The organism is Aquimarina aggregata (assembly GCF_001632745.1).
Taxonomy (GTDB): domain Bacteria; phylum Bacteroidota; class Bacteroidia; order Flavobacteriales; family Flavobacteriaceae; genus Aquimarina; species Aquimarina aggregata.
This window is the reverse complement of the sequence record NZ_LQRT01000002.1, coordinates 128,525-146,552: the sequence shown is the minus strand read 5'-3', so window position 1 is coordinate 146,552 and position 18,028 is coordinate 128,525. Positions and strand designations below refer to the sequence as shown.

Here is an 18,028-nt window from a genome sequence, read left to right as displayed (position 1 = left end):
ATAAAAAAGTTAATAAAATAAAGGCAATTATGCTGACCCCAATACTTGCTTAAGGTTGCTTATCATATTATCCCACAGCATTTTACTCTCACTCATCTCATCTTCTTCAGAATAATCGGTTACCATTAAAGAAACATCTTTAGTTATTTCGTCAACCTGTATGCGCAATTCAAAAAAGTAATCGTTTCCTTCATCTTCATCTTCGGTCCATCTAAATTTAATACGCTCACCGCTTTTTTTACTTAAAAGTTTTGCTTCCTCTTCAGAATCATCCCAAATAAACGTGAATAATTCACCTCTCGAATTTACATTATCAGCAAACCATTCTGAGAGGCCAGATGGAGTAGATATATATTGATATAATAGTTGCGGCGAAGACTGTACCACAAATTCAAGTTCATATTTTGTTTTTTCAGACATATCATTAATTGTTGGTAAGCCAATATATAGATTAATTGTCGACTTTAAAAGGACAATGAAAAAAAAATTAATTATGCATTATTGTTTGCGGCATTCCATTTTGTTTTTATATTTGCACCCTCTTAAGGAATTCTTCAAAAAGAGTTCTGAAATAATAGAACGAATAAAAAGGTTTTATTGTTTAAAAAATAAGAGAATTAAGGCGAGGTAGCTCAGTTGGTTAGAGCGTCGGATTCATAACCCGGAGGTCGGGGGATCGTGCCCCCCTCTCGCTACATATGAAAGAAAAAGTCGAGATTTACATCTCGACTTTTTTTATTTTAAGATTAGTGATTCTACTATTCTTCAAATTTTTTTGAACAAATATTAATTAAATAGATGTAAAATAGAGATTCTTTGATTTAATGACACACTTTATTTTGTGCTAAAAGCACTATTTTATAAAGATAAATTCTCTATAAATAGTTCCGTACTCATCCGTAAATTGAAATATATAACCACCTTTTGGGAAATCTCTAATCGAGATTTTAGTATTCCTTTCTGCACTAACGTTAACTCTTTTTTTAATTCGGTTCACCATATCTATAATTGTAACTTCTCCCCTTATATTTTCGTTGCGGGAAAAATTAATATTATCCACTGTAGGGTTTGGCCAAACGTTGAAGGAAAGACTTTCATTTGAAAATCTTGCAGTAGTATCAATCGGACCAGTTTTATCTATTGAGTTGTCAACACGAACATCATTATTTATTCCAGTTTTTAGCGTTAAGTCATCAAAATAACCATCATTAGACGTACCGCTATTTCGCTGACTAAATAAACTCACTTTTATTTTACGAGTACCAACGGGAGCTATTCGTTCATCATTTATTTGTTCCCAATTACTACTAGTGTTTCTCCAATCACTGTCATAAGTATCTAATACAATTTCACTATCACTTATATATGCTACTTTAATTCGACTTCTATCGCGACCACGATATGATCTAGTAAAGCCATTAAATAAAAAGGATTGTTTGCCTGCATCGATAGTGGCTCTATATTTTTCGACATCTATATTCTGATAGATTTCACCCGTACCAGAATTACCTAACCAAAAAAAATAGTCTTTATCTTTAGCATCAGGATAGCCACTTTGCCCTCCCTGAACACGTTTACTGGTCCCTGATACTTGGATCCATGCATCAAGATTACTTTGCTCTGCACTACTTTGTTTTATCAAATTCTCACCGTAGCTTATATTCCCTCCATTATCAGGTTTTGGTATTTCATAGAAAACCATCATTGCTCTATGATCACTAGCATAATTATTTAACAATATTTCTGCTTCATCACCAGTTGGTCCATATCGTACGGCCTTTTTAGCGATAACATTTTCTCCTCGATGATAGATAATATCGATTCGATCATAAACCTCATTTGCTGATCTATTAGGAGTCCATGTATTACCAGGATCTAATATTTCATTAGGGTAAACTATGCGCCATGAATCTTTCAGGCCAATACTAGTTGCGCGTTGACTTGTTGGCCAATTTACTTTCATCATATGAATTCCTTCATCTGCTGCACGTTGTGTCCAATCTAAGTGACTAGGTTCATTAAAATCACCAGTAAAAAAAACTGGAGTTCCAGAAGGCACCATTTTTTGTATCTCATTCACTATTTTTATCATTTGAGCCGAACGTGCTCTATTAGCTGAGTTAATAGCTTTTAATTCTGATGTAATTTGACCATCGCGTATATCATATGGCCCATAGGGATATGATGTCAAATGGGCATTAAAAACAAAAACTTCTAATCCCTCTGGTAGTTTTACTTTAACACCATATGTATTGGTAGAAATAATAGGGTAACGAGAAATAATCGCTTCACTCTGACTATTTGTATGATAATAAAACCCTAAAGAGTTAGCCACACTTCGTGCTGCTCCATACGACTCTTGAATTCCAATAATATCTGCATCAGACGATCTAATAACATCAAGTACTGTTCTAGAACTTGTTGTAAATAATTTATTAAAAGTCATTACTTTCAAAGTACTTTGTCCTTGAATTAGGTTAATAACACAAAGTAATACCAGACTTGATAATACGTATTTTCTTTTCATTTTCACTATAATTAATTAGGTTTTAAGCATAACAGTTTCTCTGTTATATCCTAGTGAAAATATTTTATTTTAAACCTAACTATACTAAGTCTCAATTAAACTTCTGTTAAGTTAAAAGTCGGATTGATTTTATCTATTAAATTACATATCAACTCTATATTAAACTTTATTTCTGATCTTATAGTCTTAATCTAAGGAGGTTATTTACTTTGCTTTGATCATCATTTTTTGATGCTATTTTTTTTATCTTTACTTCTCGTTATAATGCTATCAATTATTACCCCATAATTAGCCTAATTTTATAAGTCATTATGTGGTTTTTAATTTCTATTCTTACCTTGGAGCTTTTAGCAGCTATCGCTGGAACGCTTTACATCAGAAAACGTCGTGTTACTAAACGATCTATACGTTATTTAGTCTATTTTTTATGGTTCACAGTTTTTGTTGAATATGTATTTGGTCTGATGCCTTATTACATAGAACATATCCCCTTATTAGTTAACTTAAAAAATGGATTTTTTTCGACCAATGTATGGGTATATAATGTTTACACTATTATAAGTGGCTTGTTCTACATCTATTTTATAGAACAACAAACACATATCCGGTGGATAAAAGGGTTTTTACGAGTATTAATACTACTCTTTATTTGCATTTGTGGTACCCAATTGGTGACGACGGATGGTTTTTTTGTTGAATTTCATAGATTACTTTATGCATACAATATTCTATTTGTTCTGATCGCAGTGATATTACTGCTTTACGATTACATAATGACTGATGAGATTATACCCATTCTTGACATTAGTATATCTGCCAGTATTGGAATATTTGTGTTTCACACTCTAGAGATACCATTAATAGTATATCGTTATATTGATTCGATAAGTGGCAGAGCTGCTTTTATATTATATGGCTTATTATCTGTAGCATGTCTATTTCTATATGGTCTATGTATTATCGGCTTTATATTAGGTTTGAAAAGAAAGGTGGATTGATTTATCAACTAGTCTTATTCATTATAATGTTATCAATAGAGGGTTATATACCCCAGAATCGATCAGGTAAAAGACTGTTACTGTAAATTTTATTACGATAGAATCATCAATGATTACTAGTAACTATCAATATTTAACAATTTATTTAGTTTTTATTTCCTTTAGATTATTATATTTAATTCACTTAACGTCAACCACTTATTACTTACATCATATATCAACCCCGTTTTCAAACATTGATTTGAAAACGGTTTTTTTGTGTGCATTTCGAACATAAAAAAAGGTAAAATGTAGGTATATCACTTAGAACAAAAAAATCAAATAAATACGTGCATTAAAACCCTATGTAAGTAGTATTCCCTCTATCTGAATCCAATGGTAATCAGAGTAAACATCGTATCCCTAATTCATTGGTTGATTTCAATGGCTATTGTCATAATTAAAACCCTAAACCTAGACATTTAAAAATATGGTTTGAAACCAATTCTGAATAACATTTAGTAACACTGCAAATATCATAAACATATTAAGTAATGCACTTACTAAAACAAGTAGATCTTAATACAATAGTAAAGGGGGTAATTATTTTAACTTTTAAAACTTACAATATTATGAAAACAAAAAAAACAAGAATTAACACATTTATAGACTGGACTCGTTATCTAGTTTTTATGATCTTATGTTTTGGATATAATGGATGGAGCCAACCTGATATATTCAAACACATTGCCACCACATCAAATATTAGTGGTAACACTACCACGATAGACAATCCTACAACTAACGGAAAACCGAATGCAAAAGTATTTGTTACTCATGATTATGGTTCTGGTCCATATCACACTTCTCCTATTGGTGTCTATTATTCTGGTGGTAAATGGAAAATTTTCAACCAAGACAGAAGTGCTATGACAAATAATACGAAATTTAATATCCTCGTAGGGCCAGATTCTCCAAGAAGAGCTTTTGTGCATTCAGCCACTTCTTCTAACACTAATAGCCATATTACTACCATTGACCATCCAACTACTAATAATAGACCAGATGCTAAAATTATATTAACACAGCATTGGACAGGAACTTATAACCCCCATTCCTTGGGTGTATATTATGCTAGCGGGAAGTGGAGGATCTTTAATCAAGATTTTGCAAGCATGCCTGTAGGAGCAAAATTTAATATCCTTATCAACAATTCCAGAACCTACGTACACACAGCTTCATCAGCTGGAAACAGTCATATCACAATTTTGGATAATGCTCAAAGTAACAATAAGCCCGGAGCTTTTGTTTTTGTAACCAATAACTGGGGAACTAGTGGTCCTTATAATCCTCATGAAGTTGGAGCATGGTATAACGGCAGTAAATGGACATTATATAATGAGGACACACAACCAATCCCTGCAAATGCAAAATTTAACGTAATAGCTTACAATCCCTCAGCTTCAAACTTGAATGGTCATTTTGAGGGTAATGACAATGGTCATTATTATGTTAGACAGGTCGGAAAAAATATATATTGGTTTGGAGAACACCCCTCGGGTAACTGGGCCAATGTTTTTATAGGAGAAGTTAACGGAACTCAAATTCACGGTGAATTTTATGATGTTCCTAAAGGTCGATTTCAAGGAAGAGGAAAACTCATACTAGAAACTAATGTAAGCGAATCTATAATTTATAAACTTTCTGGTTCTAATTTTGGTGGATCAAGCTGGTCAAAAGAAACGAGACCTTCTAATCTACCAGGTAGTAGAGTTGCAGGTTTTCAATCTAACAGCACCTTAACTGGAAGGTGGCGAGGAAATGATAATGGTTTTTATTATATAAGACAAATCGGCTCTATTGTCGTATGGTATGGCGAACGTAATTTTAGTTCAGGAATACCAACATGGTCTAACATTGCGATAGGATCCCGTTCTGGAAATACAATTAATCTTACTTGGGCAGATGTCCCAAAAGGAAATATTAATAATCATGGAAACCTTACTTTAAGAGTCAACAATATCAATCAACTTTCAAGAACTGCAGGAACAGGAGGCTTTGGGGGATCGTTATGGAATAGAAATAATCGGTCGCTAGTACCTTTATTGGCTAAAAATACTCAGGATATCAAAAGCTCAGTTGAAAAATCATATACCGAATTATCTAATAGCCCTAATCCTTTTTCAGACAAAACAGTTATTAAAATTCCTGATATTGGTACTTATAAAAGTGGAGAACTTTTGGTCGCTAATAGTAAAGGACAAAAAATATTAACTATCCCGATAAGAAAAGATCAGCACGAAGTTTCACTTAAAAAGGAGAATCTAAATCCTGGGGTTTACTTTTACTCATTAATAATAAATGGTAAGATAGTAGGGACACGTAAAATGATTATAATTAATTAGTAGTCTTACCTTTCTCATTGCCTCCTTTACTTTTATATAACAGATAATATAAAAAAAATGAACTATCCAGTACTATTAAATCTGGGTAGTTCATTACCAATCAAAAATAAAAAAAGGTGCAGGTTAGGGCTGCACCGATTAAATCTATATGTTTACGTTAAGGGTTATCCCCTTTTGCAATTTTGACTGGAACAAACTTACGGTAAAACCGTAAATTAACAAAATATTTTGATATTTTTTTTAAAAATATTTTTTTTACGACACTTATTCCTTTGAAAACCAGTTACAATTTCTGTTTTGATAATAATACTAATTCTACCAAATAAAATTCAGATGTAATGATTAACTTAGGTTCTCTTTTTTTTTTTGACAAAACTCTTTTTTAACAACCTAATATTTAAAAAATCATATGAAAATACTAATCATCGGGGGAAACGGTACCATAGGTAAAAAAGTCTCATCATATTTTGCAAAAAAACACGAAATTATTATCGCAGGAAGAAGTAACGGTGATGTAAATGTCGATATTGCCAATAGTGACTCTATAGCGGCAATGTTTGAAAAGCTTGGTAAGGTAGACGCTATACTGTGTATCGCCGGAGAAGCGAAATGGGCTAATTTTAATGAATTAACCGAAGAAGATTATTATATTGGTTTAAGAAGTAAACTAATGGGACAAGTCAATATTGTTCGCATAGGTCAACATTATTTAAATCCAAATGGGTCGATAACCCTTTCTACTGGTATTCTAGCTGATGATCCTGTTGTCAAAACTACTAGTGCTGCAATGGTAAATGGAGGTATCCATAGTTTTGTACAAGCTGTAGCTTTGGAGGTAGAAAACGGAATACGTGTTAATGTTGTTTCTTTAGGAATGGTAGAAGATGCCTATGAAAAATACAAGGATTACTTTCCTGGACATAATCCTGTACCAATGAATAAAGTAGTTAACGCTTATGCAAGAAGTGTAGAAGGAAAAACGAACGGTCAAATTATACGATTTTATGAATAAATCTTTATAAAAAAACCATCTTAAATCTAGATTTAAGATGGTTTTTTTATATTATATCTTTTTAGGGCTACATCTGAGCTGATAACGCATTCATTTGTTTTGATTTTACCTGCATATATTGACTTAACTTCTCTATTTCTTCACCAGGTAGCTTATTTATAAGCAAATCATACTGTTTTGTAAGACTATTACTTGCAGAATTTAACTTAAGAAAAGAGTCCATATCACTTGCTTCGACAGCTTTTTTATAATTTGACATATATTTCTCATAATCCCTTATATACTTTTGAACGTCGGCATTCTTTGTACTTGCAGACGTACCAGGGATTCGAACAAGTTTGGTGCTTTTCTTATTTTTTTTAGCTCCGCTCTTTTTAGAACTTTTTTTCTTTGTTGATTTTTTTTTCTTTTGAGATATTGCTTTTTCTTTTAATGCTTCTTCTGCAGCAATAGCAGTAGAATCTACAGCGGTTTCAACAATGTCAACTTTATCCGATTTAGGGTCTTTCTTACATGAAACGACTATCACCAACATTAAGCACAAAAAAGTAGCAAAAATGTTCTTTTTCATAATTTAAATTTTAAAATAATAAATAGCTATCTAAAAATATCTATCTATAACGATAAGGTTTAGCTTGAAAGTATTAAATTAATAATTTTTTATTACAACAGTGCTTTTAATTCATCAAAATTCATTTCGTTTTGGGTACCCGACTCCATGTTCTTGACAGTAAACGTTTCATTCTTTAATTCAGAATCACCCGCAAGTATAACGTATTTCGCACCTTTTTTATTAGCGTAATTCATTTGCTTTTTCATTTTAGTCGCATCTGGATATAACTCTGCTAATATCCCTTCTTTTCTTAATTTATTAATTGCTTTTAAAGAATATAATGCTTCGGCTTCACCAAAATTAATAAACAACGCCTTTGTTACTGGTGCCACTGTTTCAGGAAATAAATCTAATTCTTCCAGTACTAAATAAATCCTATCTAATCCAAAAGAAACTCCTACTCCACTCACATTTTTTAATCCAAAAATACCTGTAAGATCATCATAACGTCCACCGCCACCGATGGATCCCATTTTTACGTTTTCGGGAGCCGCAACTTCAAAGATAGCTCCGGTATAATAATTTAAGCCTCTTGCCAAAGTAACATCTAAGTCCAAAGTAGCGCATTGTAGAGGAATTGTTTGAATAGCCTTTACGATAAACTCTAATTCTTTTACGCCTTGCATACCTTCTTCAGAAGAATTTAATAAATCTTTTAATTTATTAATTTTTTCTGTTGTATTTCCTTCAAAATTAAAAAGTGGTTGTACTTTAGTTATTGCATCTTCAGAAATCCCTTTAGACAACATCTCTTTCTTAACTCCTTCTTCTCCTATTTTATCAAGCTTATCAAGAGCAACAGTAAAATCTATTAGTTTATCACTGGCTCCAATAACTTCTGCTATACCTGATAATATTTTTCTATTATTCATCTTGATGGTAACTCCATCAAGCTTCAGTTTTGAAAAAACGCTATCATATAATTGAATAAAGTCTACTTCTTGCCATAGAGACTTACTTCCAACTACATCTGCATCACATTGAAAAAATTCTCTAAACCTACCTTTTTGGGGTCTATCGGCACGCCATACAGGCTGGATTTGATATCGCTTAAAAGGAAAGTCAATTTCATTTTGATGTTGTACAACATAACGTGCAAAAGGTACGGTTAGATCATAGCGTAAAGCTTTTTCACTAATTTTACTCGTCATTTTTGTACTATCCTTACTATCGTACAATGCATCATCAACTTTCTTTAAATAATCACCACTATTTAATATTTTAAAAATTAATCGATCACCTTCTTCGCCATATTTGCCCATAAGGGTATCGCTATTTTCAAAACTCGGAGTCTCTATTGGATGAAAACCAAACAATTGAAACTGCTCCTTTATGGTATCAATAATATAATGTCTTTTTGCTACCTCGATAGGTGAAAAATCTCTAGTTCCTTTTGGTATTGAAGGTTTTTGTGCCATTGTATTCTTTTTAATTTAAAGGTTTTTAATTGAACTACTGATTATCAAAAACTTAAATCAGAACAATAAAAATTAAAAACCATTAGGGCTGCAAATATCTAAAAAAACTACAAAGTCATTTCTTCTAAACACAAAAAATCTAGTTTTTTAAGTAACTTTAATTGCTTTTTGTAGTCATATACTAAAAACACATTTTATACACCTACTATGTTTTCACTTCTTAGAGAAAATATTCGTATTGCAATGGACTCTATAAAAGGGCAAGTATTAAGAACCATTCTTACGATTTTAATTATAGCAATAGGTATAACTGCATTAGTAGGTATCTTAACATTTTTAGGCGCTTTAGAAAAAACTATAACAGGTGACTTTGCCTCTATGGGAGCAAATACATTTAATCTGCAACGGTATGAGTTTAATACTCGTAATAATAGGGATAGAGAAAAAATAAATCCTATTATTAACTATAGAAATGTAAGAGCATTTAATGACAAATTTCAATATCCGTTTTCAAAAACGTCAGTATCCTTTACAGGAACCAGAGGAGCTGAAGTAAAATATGAAAATGAAAAAACAGATCCTGAGGCTTCTGTTCTTGGTGTTAACGAGAATTATCTTGAAAACACGGGTACAGAAATTGATAAAGGTCGAAACTTTACGTTTTTCGATATCCAGAATAACAATCATGTCTGTTTAATAGGTTCTGATTTTACAAAAAACTTATTTAAAAACACAAATCCGATAGGAAAGACAATTAGCATTCGCGGTGTGAAATTTAAAGTAATTGGACTTCTAGAAAGTAAAGGAGCGACTTTTAGAAATAATCAAGATTTAAAGGTATTAATTCCTTTACAACTAGCACGGTCTATATTTACCTTACCAAATATAAATTATAACATCAGTGTTAAAGTTGATGATAAACAATTCTTAGAAGGCGCCCAAGATGAAGCCATAGTTACATTTAGAAATATCAGAGGACTTAGTCCTGTTGAAGAAAACAATTTCGGTTTAGAACGTAGTGATGATCTTATCAACAGAATATCGAACATTACTTCGTACCTCTATTACGCAGCATGGATTATAAGTATTATTACAGTTTTTGGATCCTCGATAGCATTAATGAACATTATGCTTGTATCGGTAACAGAGCGTACTCGAGAAATAGGGGTTCGTAAAGCACTAGGCGCTAAAAAACATACTATTTCTGGTCAGTTTTTTCTAGAAACTGTTATCATAGGGCAATTTGGAGGTCTTATAGGTATAATTCTAGGTATTGCAGTTGGTAGTCTTGCTGCATCTATATCAAATTTTGAATTTACCATTCCTTGGCTTGCTATTGTAGCAGCCGTGGTTACCTCATTTTTGACTGCAGTAGTTTCTGGATTGTATCCGGCTGTAAAAGCAGCTAATCAAGATCCTATTGAATCGCTTAGGTACGAATAATAACATTAATTATTCTTTTCAATCTTCGACTAATTTGGCAAAATAATTGAATAATTGACCTTTTGTAATAGAAGCTCCTTTTTGTATTAGTGTAAATTTATCAAGATTTTTATCATCACTATATGCCTTAGAGGCATTATAAAATACGACTTCATCATTCAATAAATTATCACGCAACCAGTCATACCCTGCCTGTGTAGTGACATCTATATCTTCATTATTAATTTTGATAGCAATCAGAAGCATTTCATTATCCTTAAGTTCAAACAAATGAATTTGATCTTTAGAAAAATGCTCAAGATATTGGGCATTGTCTAATACTTTTTCCCAAACTAAATCACTAAAAATATCAATCTCTTCTTCTGCTACATCTGGTTTATTAGCTTTAATATCACTCCATTCATCAGCAGTAATAGATTGAGTAGCTAAGAAATTAATAAACTCTACATGTAGTTCTTCTAACTGTTCTTTTGTTAATCTAGCGTATTTCATTTTCTAAAAAAATTGACCGCAAAAATAACTATAAAATCAGGATTCATAAAACAATTAAGAGGTTCTTATTAAGGTTTACATTGAAAACCAATGATCTTTGCACTTTAAAGTTCTTATCTTTATATTTTACACGCAATACTTTCTTAATTATGACTAGATCAATTAAAATTTCGATCTTATACATCTTTTTATTTTTTCTAATAAATACTATGCAGGCTCAAAAATTATCTAACATTGAAAAGAACATCATCGCATCTGTAGAAACTAATCATAAATCTGCACTATTATTTTTAGAAAAAGTAGTAAATCTTAACAGTGGCACCATGAATCATTTAGGTGTTAAAGAAGTCGGAAATGTTTTTAAAAAGGAATTCGACAATATTGGGCTGGATACGAAATGGATAGAAATGCCTAAAAAAGTAAATCGTGCTGGACATTTATTTGCTAAAACAAAGGGTACAAAAGGAAAAAAAATATTGCTCATTGGTCATCTAGACACTGTTTTTGAAAAAGACAGTCCTTTTCAACAATTTAAAATTGAAGGAGATACTGCTTATGGCCCTGGAGTAAACGACATGAAAGGAGGTAATGTAATTGTATTATATGCGTTAAAGGCATTACACGAAAGTAATTTATTAGAAAATGCTCAAATAACTATTGCATTTACAGGAGACGAAGAAAGTACTGGACAGCCATTAGACATTAGCCGAAAAGATTTAATCGAAGCTGCAAAAAACAATGACATCGCGCTAGGTTTTGAAACGTCAACAGGATTTAATTATGCTACTGTTGCTCGAAGAGGATCTTCTGGATGGAAACTTGAAGTTAAAGGAAAAAGAGCCCATTCTTCAGGTATTTTTAATGAAAATATTGGAGCTGGAGCAATTTTTGAAGCTTCAAGAATTTTAAACTCTTTTTATACAGAAGTTAAAGGAGAAGAATTTTTAACCTTTAATCCCGGGGTAATTTTAGGCGGAACTGATATTGATTTTAATAAAGAATTAAATAAAGGAGAAGCTTTTGGTAAGAACAATGTTGTAGCGCAAACAGTTATAGTAAAAGGAGGATTACGTTTTATATCAGAAGAACAAAAAGAAAATACTCGATCAAAAATGAGTGCCATTGTCGAAAAAAACTTACCTCATACTTCAGCAAAAATAAGTTTTACAGATAGTTATCCCTCTATGCAACCTACCGCAGGAAATCTCAAATTATTAAAAATATTAAATGCTGTTAGTAACGATCTTGATCAAGGAGAAGTAAAAGCTTACGATCCCGGAAAAAGAGGAGCTGCCGACACTTCTTTTGTTGCTGATTATGTAGATTGTCTAGATGGGCTTGGTACCATGGGTAAAGGAGCCCATACACCCAAAGAATCTTTAGATTTAACAACTTTTGAGGCGCTTACAAAACGTACAGCATTATTACTTTACAGACTAATCCAAAATTAAATTTCCAGATATAAAAAATCCATCGCTACAACCATAGCGATGGATTTTATTAAATCAATTACAAAATTTGCCCAATTAATTAAATATATATCGTAATCCAACTTGTGCTTGCCATCTTGAATCAAGACTAAAATCATTTGCAAATGTTTTAGTTTGTGACGGGTCAAAAGTATAGATTGGATTTGTTCTTCCTGGGTCTGCTACTGCATCAAAAGAAACTCCAATAGGTTGATCATTAACAGGGATTTCTATTACTCCCCAATCAGAACTTAATAAGTTTCCAAAATTTAGAATATCCAAACTTAATTGAATCGTGTTGGTTCGTTCTCCCACTTGTATATCATAATCTTGTAGAAATTTAACATCCCATCTTCCTCTCCAAGGACTTAAAATAGCATACTTTTCTGCATAACTACCTCTACGTCCACTTAAATATTCATCTTGCTGAATATATGCTTCATACGCCTGTCTTTGTGTTTGTTGTTCTGCGGCCGTTCCACTAAAATTAAATGTTGCCAAATCGGCTTGTGTAGGAATATAAATCAAATCATTAAGTGGCGAACCGTCTCCGTTTATATCACCAGAGTATGTATATGAGAACCTTCCACCTTGTGCATATTCATAAAAAGCACCGATAGAGGTTCTCCATTGTTTATTTTTACCATAGCTAAAGGATTTATTAAGTTGCCCTACAATTCTATGTTTATCTCCATATCGTGCCGTTGAACTAACAGCCTGGTTCACATTACCTAAAGCCGGATTTCTATCAAATGCATCACTAGAAATTTCTGCATCTAGAGAACTTGCATCTTCAGCTTCTAAGTAATTATAGGCAACACTGGCAAATATACCATTGCTAAAATTCTTTTGTAGTTTAAAAGACCAATTAAAAGAATACCCTACATTAGTATTTGTAAAAACATATGCGTTTGTTGGACCTCCAAATTCATTTACTGCTCTATCAGAAAGTTGATAAATAACCCTATTATCAGCTCCAGTGAGTGTACCAGTAGGAGTTCCTAAACCAAAATTTCTTACCATTTGAGCATTGATATCCTCTGTATAAATTACATCTGTTGATGCTACTATACCATTTTTAAATCTATAATCGATTCCTAAACTATTTCTAAATACCTGTGGAAACTGAAAATCAGGAGCTGAAGTTGTATAAAAAAAGAAATTTGGATTTGCCACTTGGTTTCCTATCCAAACAAAAGGTAAACGCCCTGTAAAAATACCCGTCCCCCCTCTTATTTGAAAAGTTTTATCTCCTTTAACATCATAATTAAAACCAAGTCTAGGAGACACTAATAACCTTCTTGTTGGTAAATCCAAACTATTTAATTGTGTTGGACTACCGTTTTGATCAAAATACGTGATTCCTGGCTGGTAATTACCATCTGGGAACGTTCCCCCTGCTCCTCTTTCAATATTTTCTGCGATCTTATCAACGGTGTCAAAATACAGTGGCTGATCGATTCTTAAACCATAAGTTAGCGTAAACTTATCGTTCATTTTCCATTTATCCTGAGCATAAAAGGCAAGTTGACCAACATTTGTTTCTGCCAAAGCCCAATTTCCTGAGGCATTGTTAGTATCAAAAACGTTTTGAGCATTTGCTAATGCAGCGGCTATAGTTCCATTATTAACAGCATCTTCAAAACTTGTACCTGGATTAGTTGGATCAATCCTCACACTCTGAAAAGCATCAAAAAATGTACTTACAGGACCTTGACCAGCTGCAGGATTTGCTGCTAAATCATATACCCCAAGATTAAAAGAATTATCGAATTCAAATCTCTCGAAACTAGCACCTAAAGTAATTGTATGATTTCCCGTTACAATATTTAAGTTATTTGTAATCTGATATACTTTTTGTTTCAAATTATTATTAATTGAAAAAGGCTCGTGCCCAGCTACGATATATCGAACTCCTTCTTGCTGAATATTAATTGGTGGTGCTGGTGTAGAAAAAGGATCTCGACTGTCATCAAAAGAAGTATAACCTGCCTGAAATTTATTAGATATATTTCCTCCAAAATTAGAATTTAATTCAACTAAAAATGAACTAATCTTATTATTGATTTGATATCCTGAGTTTCTAAATTGCAACGTAGTTAAGTCTGGTCCCCTTCTACCTATTGCTTCTCTATTTGCTGGTAAATCTCTAGACGCATTTAAAAAATTATACACTATAGCCATTCTATGATTATCGTTTATATTCCAATCTAATTTAAGAAGACCCTTGGTAGACTCGGTATCATGAGTATACCCTTCGTATGCACCTGTTTCATATCCTAATGTTCTTAATTGCTCTGATACAAAATCTAAATCTTCAGCAGATACTCTAGATACATTTGCTCCTGTTAATCCTGGTCTAGCGGCTAAAAAATTTGAACCTAAATCTTCACGATCATCTTTTTCAAAATTTCCAAAGATGAAAAGTTTATTCTTAATAATAGGCCCTCCTACACTTACTCCATATTGCGCTTGTGTTAGATCTGGAACAATTATATCATCATCTCCAACTTTATCACCTGTCATATCTTGATTACGATAAAACCCATAAACAGTACCTTTCCATCGATTCGTACCACTTTTAGTTACAGCATTTACCGATGCTCCTGTAAATCCTGCTTGAGTCACATCATAAGGAGCTGTAGCCACTTGTATTTGATCAATTGCATCTAATGAGATTGGCTGGGCATTTGTTTGTCCACCTGGTGTTGCTGCATCTAACCCAAATGGATTATTAAAAATAGATCCATCTAAACTAAAATTATTAAACTGGTCATTTCTTCCTCCAAAAGAACCATTACTGGATGCGGTAGGCTCTAATCTGTAAAAATCAGCTGCTGACCTAGTAATTGTAGGCAGCGATTTTAATTCTCTACTACCAATACTAGTTTCTGCTCCTGTTCTTTCACTACTAAAAGTTGTACTTTTATTTGATGTAATAATAACTTCTTCGAGTTGATTATCATCCTCTTGTAATATTATCTCTGCATTGAAAGTTTGTCCCAATTGCAAAAAAACATCATTTATAACATGTTTTTTAAACCCAACATAGCTTATTGAAATGGTATAAGGTCCACCAACTCTTAAGTTAATTAAATCGAACCGTCCGTCAAAATTAGTTGTCCCACCATAACTTGTTCCTGTAGGTTCATGAAGTGCTGTGATATTTGCCCCTGGTAATAATTGTTTTTCTAAATCATAAACGACACCAGAAATATTAGAGGTAGTGACTTGAGCATTACTAATAATACAAGTCAATACAAAAATTGCCATGAAAATTTTTTTCATTGAATTTGTAAATTTATGTGAATAATGAATTGTGCATATAAAGTAAAATAAAAAAATCGCTCGAATGAGCGATTTTCTTTTATATTATAAAACAGTTATTAACCGTATGATAACTAGTTATTAACCATTTATTAATTATTTCTGAGGAATAACTTCAAAAGCAACAGGAACAACTACTTGTCTATGAAGACGAACAGACGCTTCATATTGTCCTAAACGTTTGATAGTTCCACCAGGTACAGTTATAAATTTCTTTTCTAACTCAACACCTTCTTTACCAAAAGCTTCAGAAACATCTGCGTTAGAAATAGATCCAAATAACTTGTCTCCAGATCCTACTTTAGCGGCAATTTTAAACTCGAATGAACCAAGTTTTTTTGCAACTTTTTCTGCATCTTCTACTTCTTTCTTTTCTTTAAAAGCTCGTTGTTTTAAAGTCTCAGCTAATACTTTTTTCGCAGAAGGAGTAGCTAAAACAGCAGCACCTTGTGGGATTAAATAGTTACGTCCATAACCATTTTTCACTTCTACTACATCGTCTGCAAATCCTAGATTCTCGACGTCTCTCTTTAATATAAGTTCCATAGTGTTATGACGAATTTTATTTTAATAAATCACCAACGTATGGCATTAAAGCTAAATGTCTTGCTCTTTTTACAGCAACACTAACTTTACGTTGATATTTTAATGAAGTTCCTGTAAGACGACGAGGTAACAATTTACCTTGTTCATTTACAAATGCTATTAAGAAATCTGGATCTTTATAATCAATATATTTAATACCAGATTTTTTGAAACGACAATACTTTTTGTTTTTAGTAGTATCTATATTAAGAGGAGTAAGATATCTGATCTCTCCGTCTTTTTTTCCTTTAGCTTGTTGTTCTATAGATGACATATCTTAAGCTTTTTGTTTGTTTCTATTTCTTCTTTTCTCTGCCCAAGCAATAGCGTGTTTATCCAAACGTACAGTAAGGTAACGCATTACTCTTTCATCTCTTCTGTACTCAACTTCTAATGCGTTGATTACTTCACCAGGCACCTGGTATTCAAATAAGTGATAAAAACCACTTTTTTTGTGTTGGATTGCATAAGCAAGCTTTTTAAGCCCCCAATCCTCTTTGGATATCATCTTGGCACCGTTAGAAACAAGAATGTCTTCGTATTTCTTAACTGTTTCCTTTATCTGGTCATCAGATAAAACGGGATTCAAGATGAAAACAGTTTCGTAATGATTCATAAAAATCTATTTTAAATTAAAAATTGGCTGCAAAAGTAATGTTATTTTTTGTAATATTCAAAATGATACGTAAAAGAGTTCTCTATTTTAGCACTGCAAAATCTTCAAAGGCATTCAATTCATCGTTATAAAGCACAATTCATCGATAAAATACACTTTTGCTCATGTTTTAAACAAAAATATCATTACTATTGTATTATCATAAAACCAAATACAATGAAAAAGCCTCAAATAAAATGTGCCGTTGTTGATGATTCCCCTACACAACGTTTAGCAATTACAAATCAAATTAAAAAATATTGTCAATTAGAGCTTGTTGGAGTATGGAACAATGCTATTGAAGCTAAAAATGCTTTACTTGACGTAAAAGCAGATGTTTTATTTCTTGATATAGAAATGCCTGTCTTAAATGGTTTTAAATTTCTTGATGACTTAGAAAACAAACCACATGTTGTTATTGTTACTGGAAAGTCAAAATATGCTCATAAAGCATTTGATTATCACGCTATCGATTTTTTAAAAAAACCACTAAGATCAAATCGTTTTGGAACAGCAATAGAAAAAGTTTTACAAGTTTATAATTCAAAATCGAACATAGAGCCTAATACATATTTTCCTTCAATATTTATTAAAAGTGGCACAAAACAGCATAAAGTGTATCTGAATGATATTTTATATATTTCTGCTATGGGAGACTTTGCAAAAGTTCATTTAGAAGGAAACAATTCATTAGTAATTACAGGAACCATGACATATTTAGAATCATTACTTCCTAATAAAAAATTCTTTAGAGCACACAGATCATTTATTGTAAATCTAGAAAAAATCGAAAACTTTACGACTAGATATATGGAAATCAAAAACGAAACGATACCTATTAGTCGACAAAAAAAACAGGAATTAAAGGACATTTTAAATTTTATGTAATCGGTTTGAACAAAATTCTAATTATATAATGCAAGTATTTTGTTCTTAATTTTGTTAAATAGATTGATTGACAACACGTAACAGCTAAGCTTAAAAATAGCTGTAAAATAGGGAGTTATACCGATTAACCAAGACAAAACACTATTCATAAACAAGGCTACTAGCTCGATGAAACACTAACTTTTATCGACAAAAAACCCAAATTGTTTGTTGGAAT

At 32.2% G+C, this 18,028-nt stretch carries 15 protein-coding genes and 1 tRNA gene; 7 read left to right on the top strand and 9 right to left on the bottom strand.

Going from position 1 to position 18,028, the window contains the following annotated elements:
* Nucleotides 1–27: 27 nt before the first annotated feature.
* Nucleotides 28–420 (bottom strand): START-like domain-containing protein, encoded by a 393-nt coding sequence (locus tag AWE51_RS02405; protein WP_066308965.1) that lies wholly within the window; start codon nucleotides 418–420, stop codon nucleotides 28–30.
* A gap of 201 nt (nucleotides 421–621) precedes the next feature.
* On the opposite strand from AWE51_RS02405, the gene AWE51_RS02400 reads away from it, so the two are divergent.
* Nucleotides 622–695, top strand: a tRNA-Met gene (locus AWE51_RS02400).
* A gap of 158 nt (nucleotides 696–853) precedes the next feature.
* On the opposite strand, the gene AWE51_RS02395 is transcribed toward AWE51_RS02400, so the two are convergent.
* Nucleotides 854–2,527: an endonuclease/exonuclease/phosphatase family protein gene (locus AWE51_RS02395; protein ID WP_066308964.1), complete on the bottom strand. Its 1,674-nt coding sequence runs from the start codon at nucleotides 2,525–2,527 to the stop codon at nucleotides 854–856.
* Between the two features lie 464 nt (nucleotides 2,528–2,991).
* Between AWE51_RS02395 and AWE51_RS26945 the strand changes: the two genes are divergently transcribed.
* The 3 genes from AWE51_RS26945 to AWE51_RS02380 all read left to right on the top strand — a co-directional run bounded on the left by AWE51_RS26945 (nucleotide 2,992) and on the right by AWE51_RS02380 (nucleotide 6,921).
* Complete coding sequence (locus AWE51_RS26945) at nucleotides 2,992–3,525, top strand: hypothetical protein (protein ID WP_232517326.1); 534 nt, start codon at nucleotides 2,992–2,994, stop codon at nucleotides 3,523–3,525.
* A gap of 611 nt (nucleotides 3,526–4,136) precedes the next feature.
* Complete coding sequence (locus AWE51_RS26840) at nucleotides 4,137–5,909, top strand: DUF7452 domain-containing protein (protein WP_198403788.1); 1,773 nt, start codon at nucleotides 4,137–4,139, stop codon at nucleotides 5,907–5,909.
* 409 nt (nucleotides 5,910–6,318) lie between these two features.
* Entirely contained in the window at nucleotides 6,319–6,921 is a 603-nt protein-coding gene (locus tag AWE51_RS02380; protein ID WP_066308955.1) for a short chain dehydrogenase, read from the top strand.
* Nucleotides 6,922–6,988: 67 nt separating this feature from the next.
* Here the strand turns inward: AWE51_RS02380 and AWE51_RS02375 are convergent, their stop codons facing one another.
* On the bottom strand, nucleotides 6,989–7,492 hold the full coding sequence (locus AWE51_RS02375) for a hypothetical protein (protein WP_066308954.1): 504 nt from the start codon (nucleotides 7,490–7,492) through the stop codon (nucleotides 6,989–6,991).
* A 92-nt stretch (nucleotides 7,493–7,584) separates the two neighbouring features.
* Complete coding sequence (gene hisS, locus AWE51_RS02370) at nucleotides 7,585–8,952, bottom strand: histidine--tRNA ligase (RefSeq protein WP_066308952.1); 1,368 nt, start codon at nucleotides 8,950–8,952, stop codon at nucleotides 7,585–7,587.
* A gap of 207 nt (nucleotides 8,953–9,159) precedes the next feature.
* On the opposite strand from hisS, the gene AWE51_RS02365 reads away from it, so the two are divergent.
* Entirely contained in the window at nucleotides 9,160–10,395 is a 1,236-nt protein-coding gene (locus tag AWE51_RS02365) for an ABC transporter permease (RefSeq protein ID WP_066308950.1), read from the top strand.
* An 18-nt stretch (nucleotides 10,396–10,413) separates the two neighbouring features.
* On the opposite strand, the gene AWE51_RS02360 is transcribed toward AWE51_RS02365, so the two are convergent.
* On the bottom strand, nucleotides 10,414–10,887 hold the full coding sequence (locus AWE51_RS02360) for a DUF6495 family protein (protein ID WP_066308947.1): 474 nt from the start codon (nucleotides 10,885–10,887) through the stop codon (nucleotides 10,414–10,416).
* 209 nt (nucleotides 10,888–11,096) lie between these two features.
* Between AWE51_RS02360 and AWE51_RS02355 the strand changes: the two genes are divergently transcribed.
* Entirely contained in the window at nucleotides 11,097–12,338 is a 1,242-nt protein-coding gene (locus AWE51_RS02355) for a M20/M25/M40 family metallo-hydrolase (RefSeq protein WP_232517325.1), read from the top strand.
* A gap of 75 nt (nucleotides 12,339–12,413) precedes the next feature.
* On the opposite strand, the gene AWE51_RS02350 is transcribed toward AWE51_RS02355, so the two are convergent.
* The 4 genes from AWE51_RS02350 to rpsF form a co-directional block, all read right to left on the bottom strand.
* The gene (locus tag AWE51_RS02350) at nucleotides 12,414–15,644 is read right to left on the bottom strand and encodes a TonB-dependent receptor (RefSeq protein WP_066308941.1); all 3,231 of its coding nucleotides are present in this window, start codon (nucleotides 15,642–15,644) and stop codon (nucleotides 12,414–12,416) included.
* 135 nt (nucleotides 15,645–15,779) lie between these two features.
* Nucleotides 15,780–16,229: a 50S ribosomal protein L9 gene (gene rplI / locus AWE51_RS02345; RefSeq protein ID WP_066308938.1), complete on the bottom strand. Its 450-nt coding sequence runs from the start codon at nucleotides 16,227–16,229 to the stop codon at nucleotides 15,780–15,782.
* A 16-nt stretch (nucleotides 16,230–16,245) separates the two neighbouring features.
* Nucleotides 16,246–16,542 (bottom strand): 30S ribosomal protein S18, encoded by a 297-nt coding sequence (rpsR, locus tag AWE51_RS02340; RefSeq protein ID WP_066308935.1) that lies wholly within the window; start codon nucleotides 16,540–16,542, stop codon nucleotides 16,246–16,248.
* 3 nt (nucleotides 16,543–16,545) lie between these two features.
* Nucleotides 16,546–16,884: a 30S ribosomal protein S6 gene (rpsF, locus tag AWE51_RS02335; RefSeq protein ID WP_066308934.1), complete on the bottom strand. Its 339-nt coding sequence runs from the start codon at nucleotides 16,882–16,884 to the stop codon at nucleotides 16,546–16,548.
* A gap of 216 nt (nucleotides 16,885–17,100) precedes the next feature.
* Here rpsF and AWE51_RS02330 point away from each other — a divergent pair, with 216 nt between their 5' ends.
* Nucleotides 17,101–17,811, top strand: coding sequence for a LytR/AlgR family response regulator transcription factor (locus AWE51_RS02330; RefSeq protein ID WP_082832284.1), 711 nt, complete (start codon nucleotides 17,101–17,103; stop codon nucleotides 17,809–17,811).
* Nucleotides 17,812–18,028 lie beyond the last annotated feature (217 nt).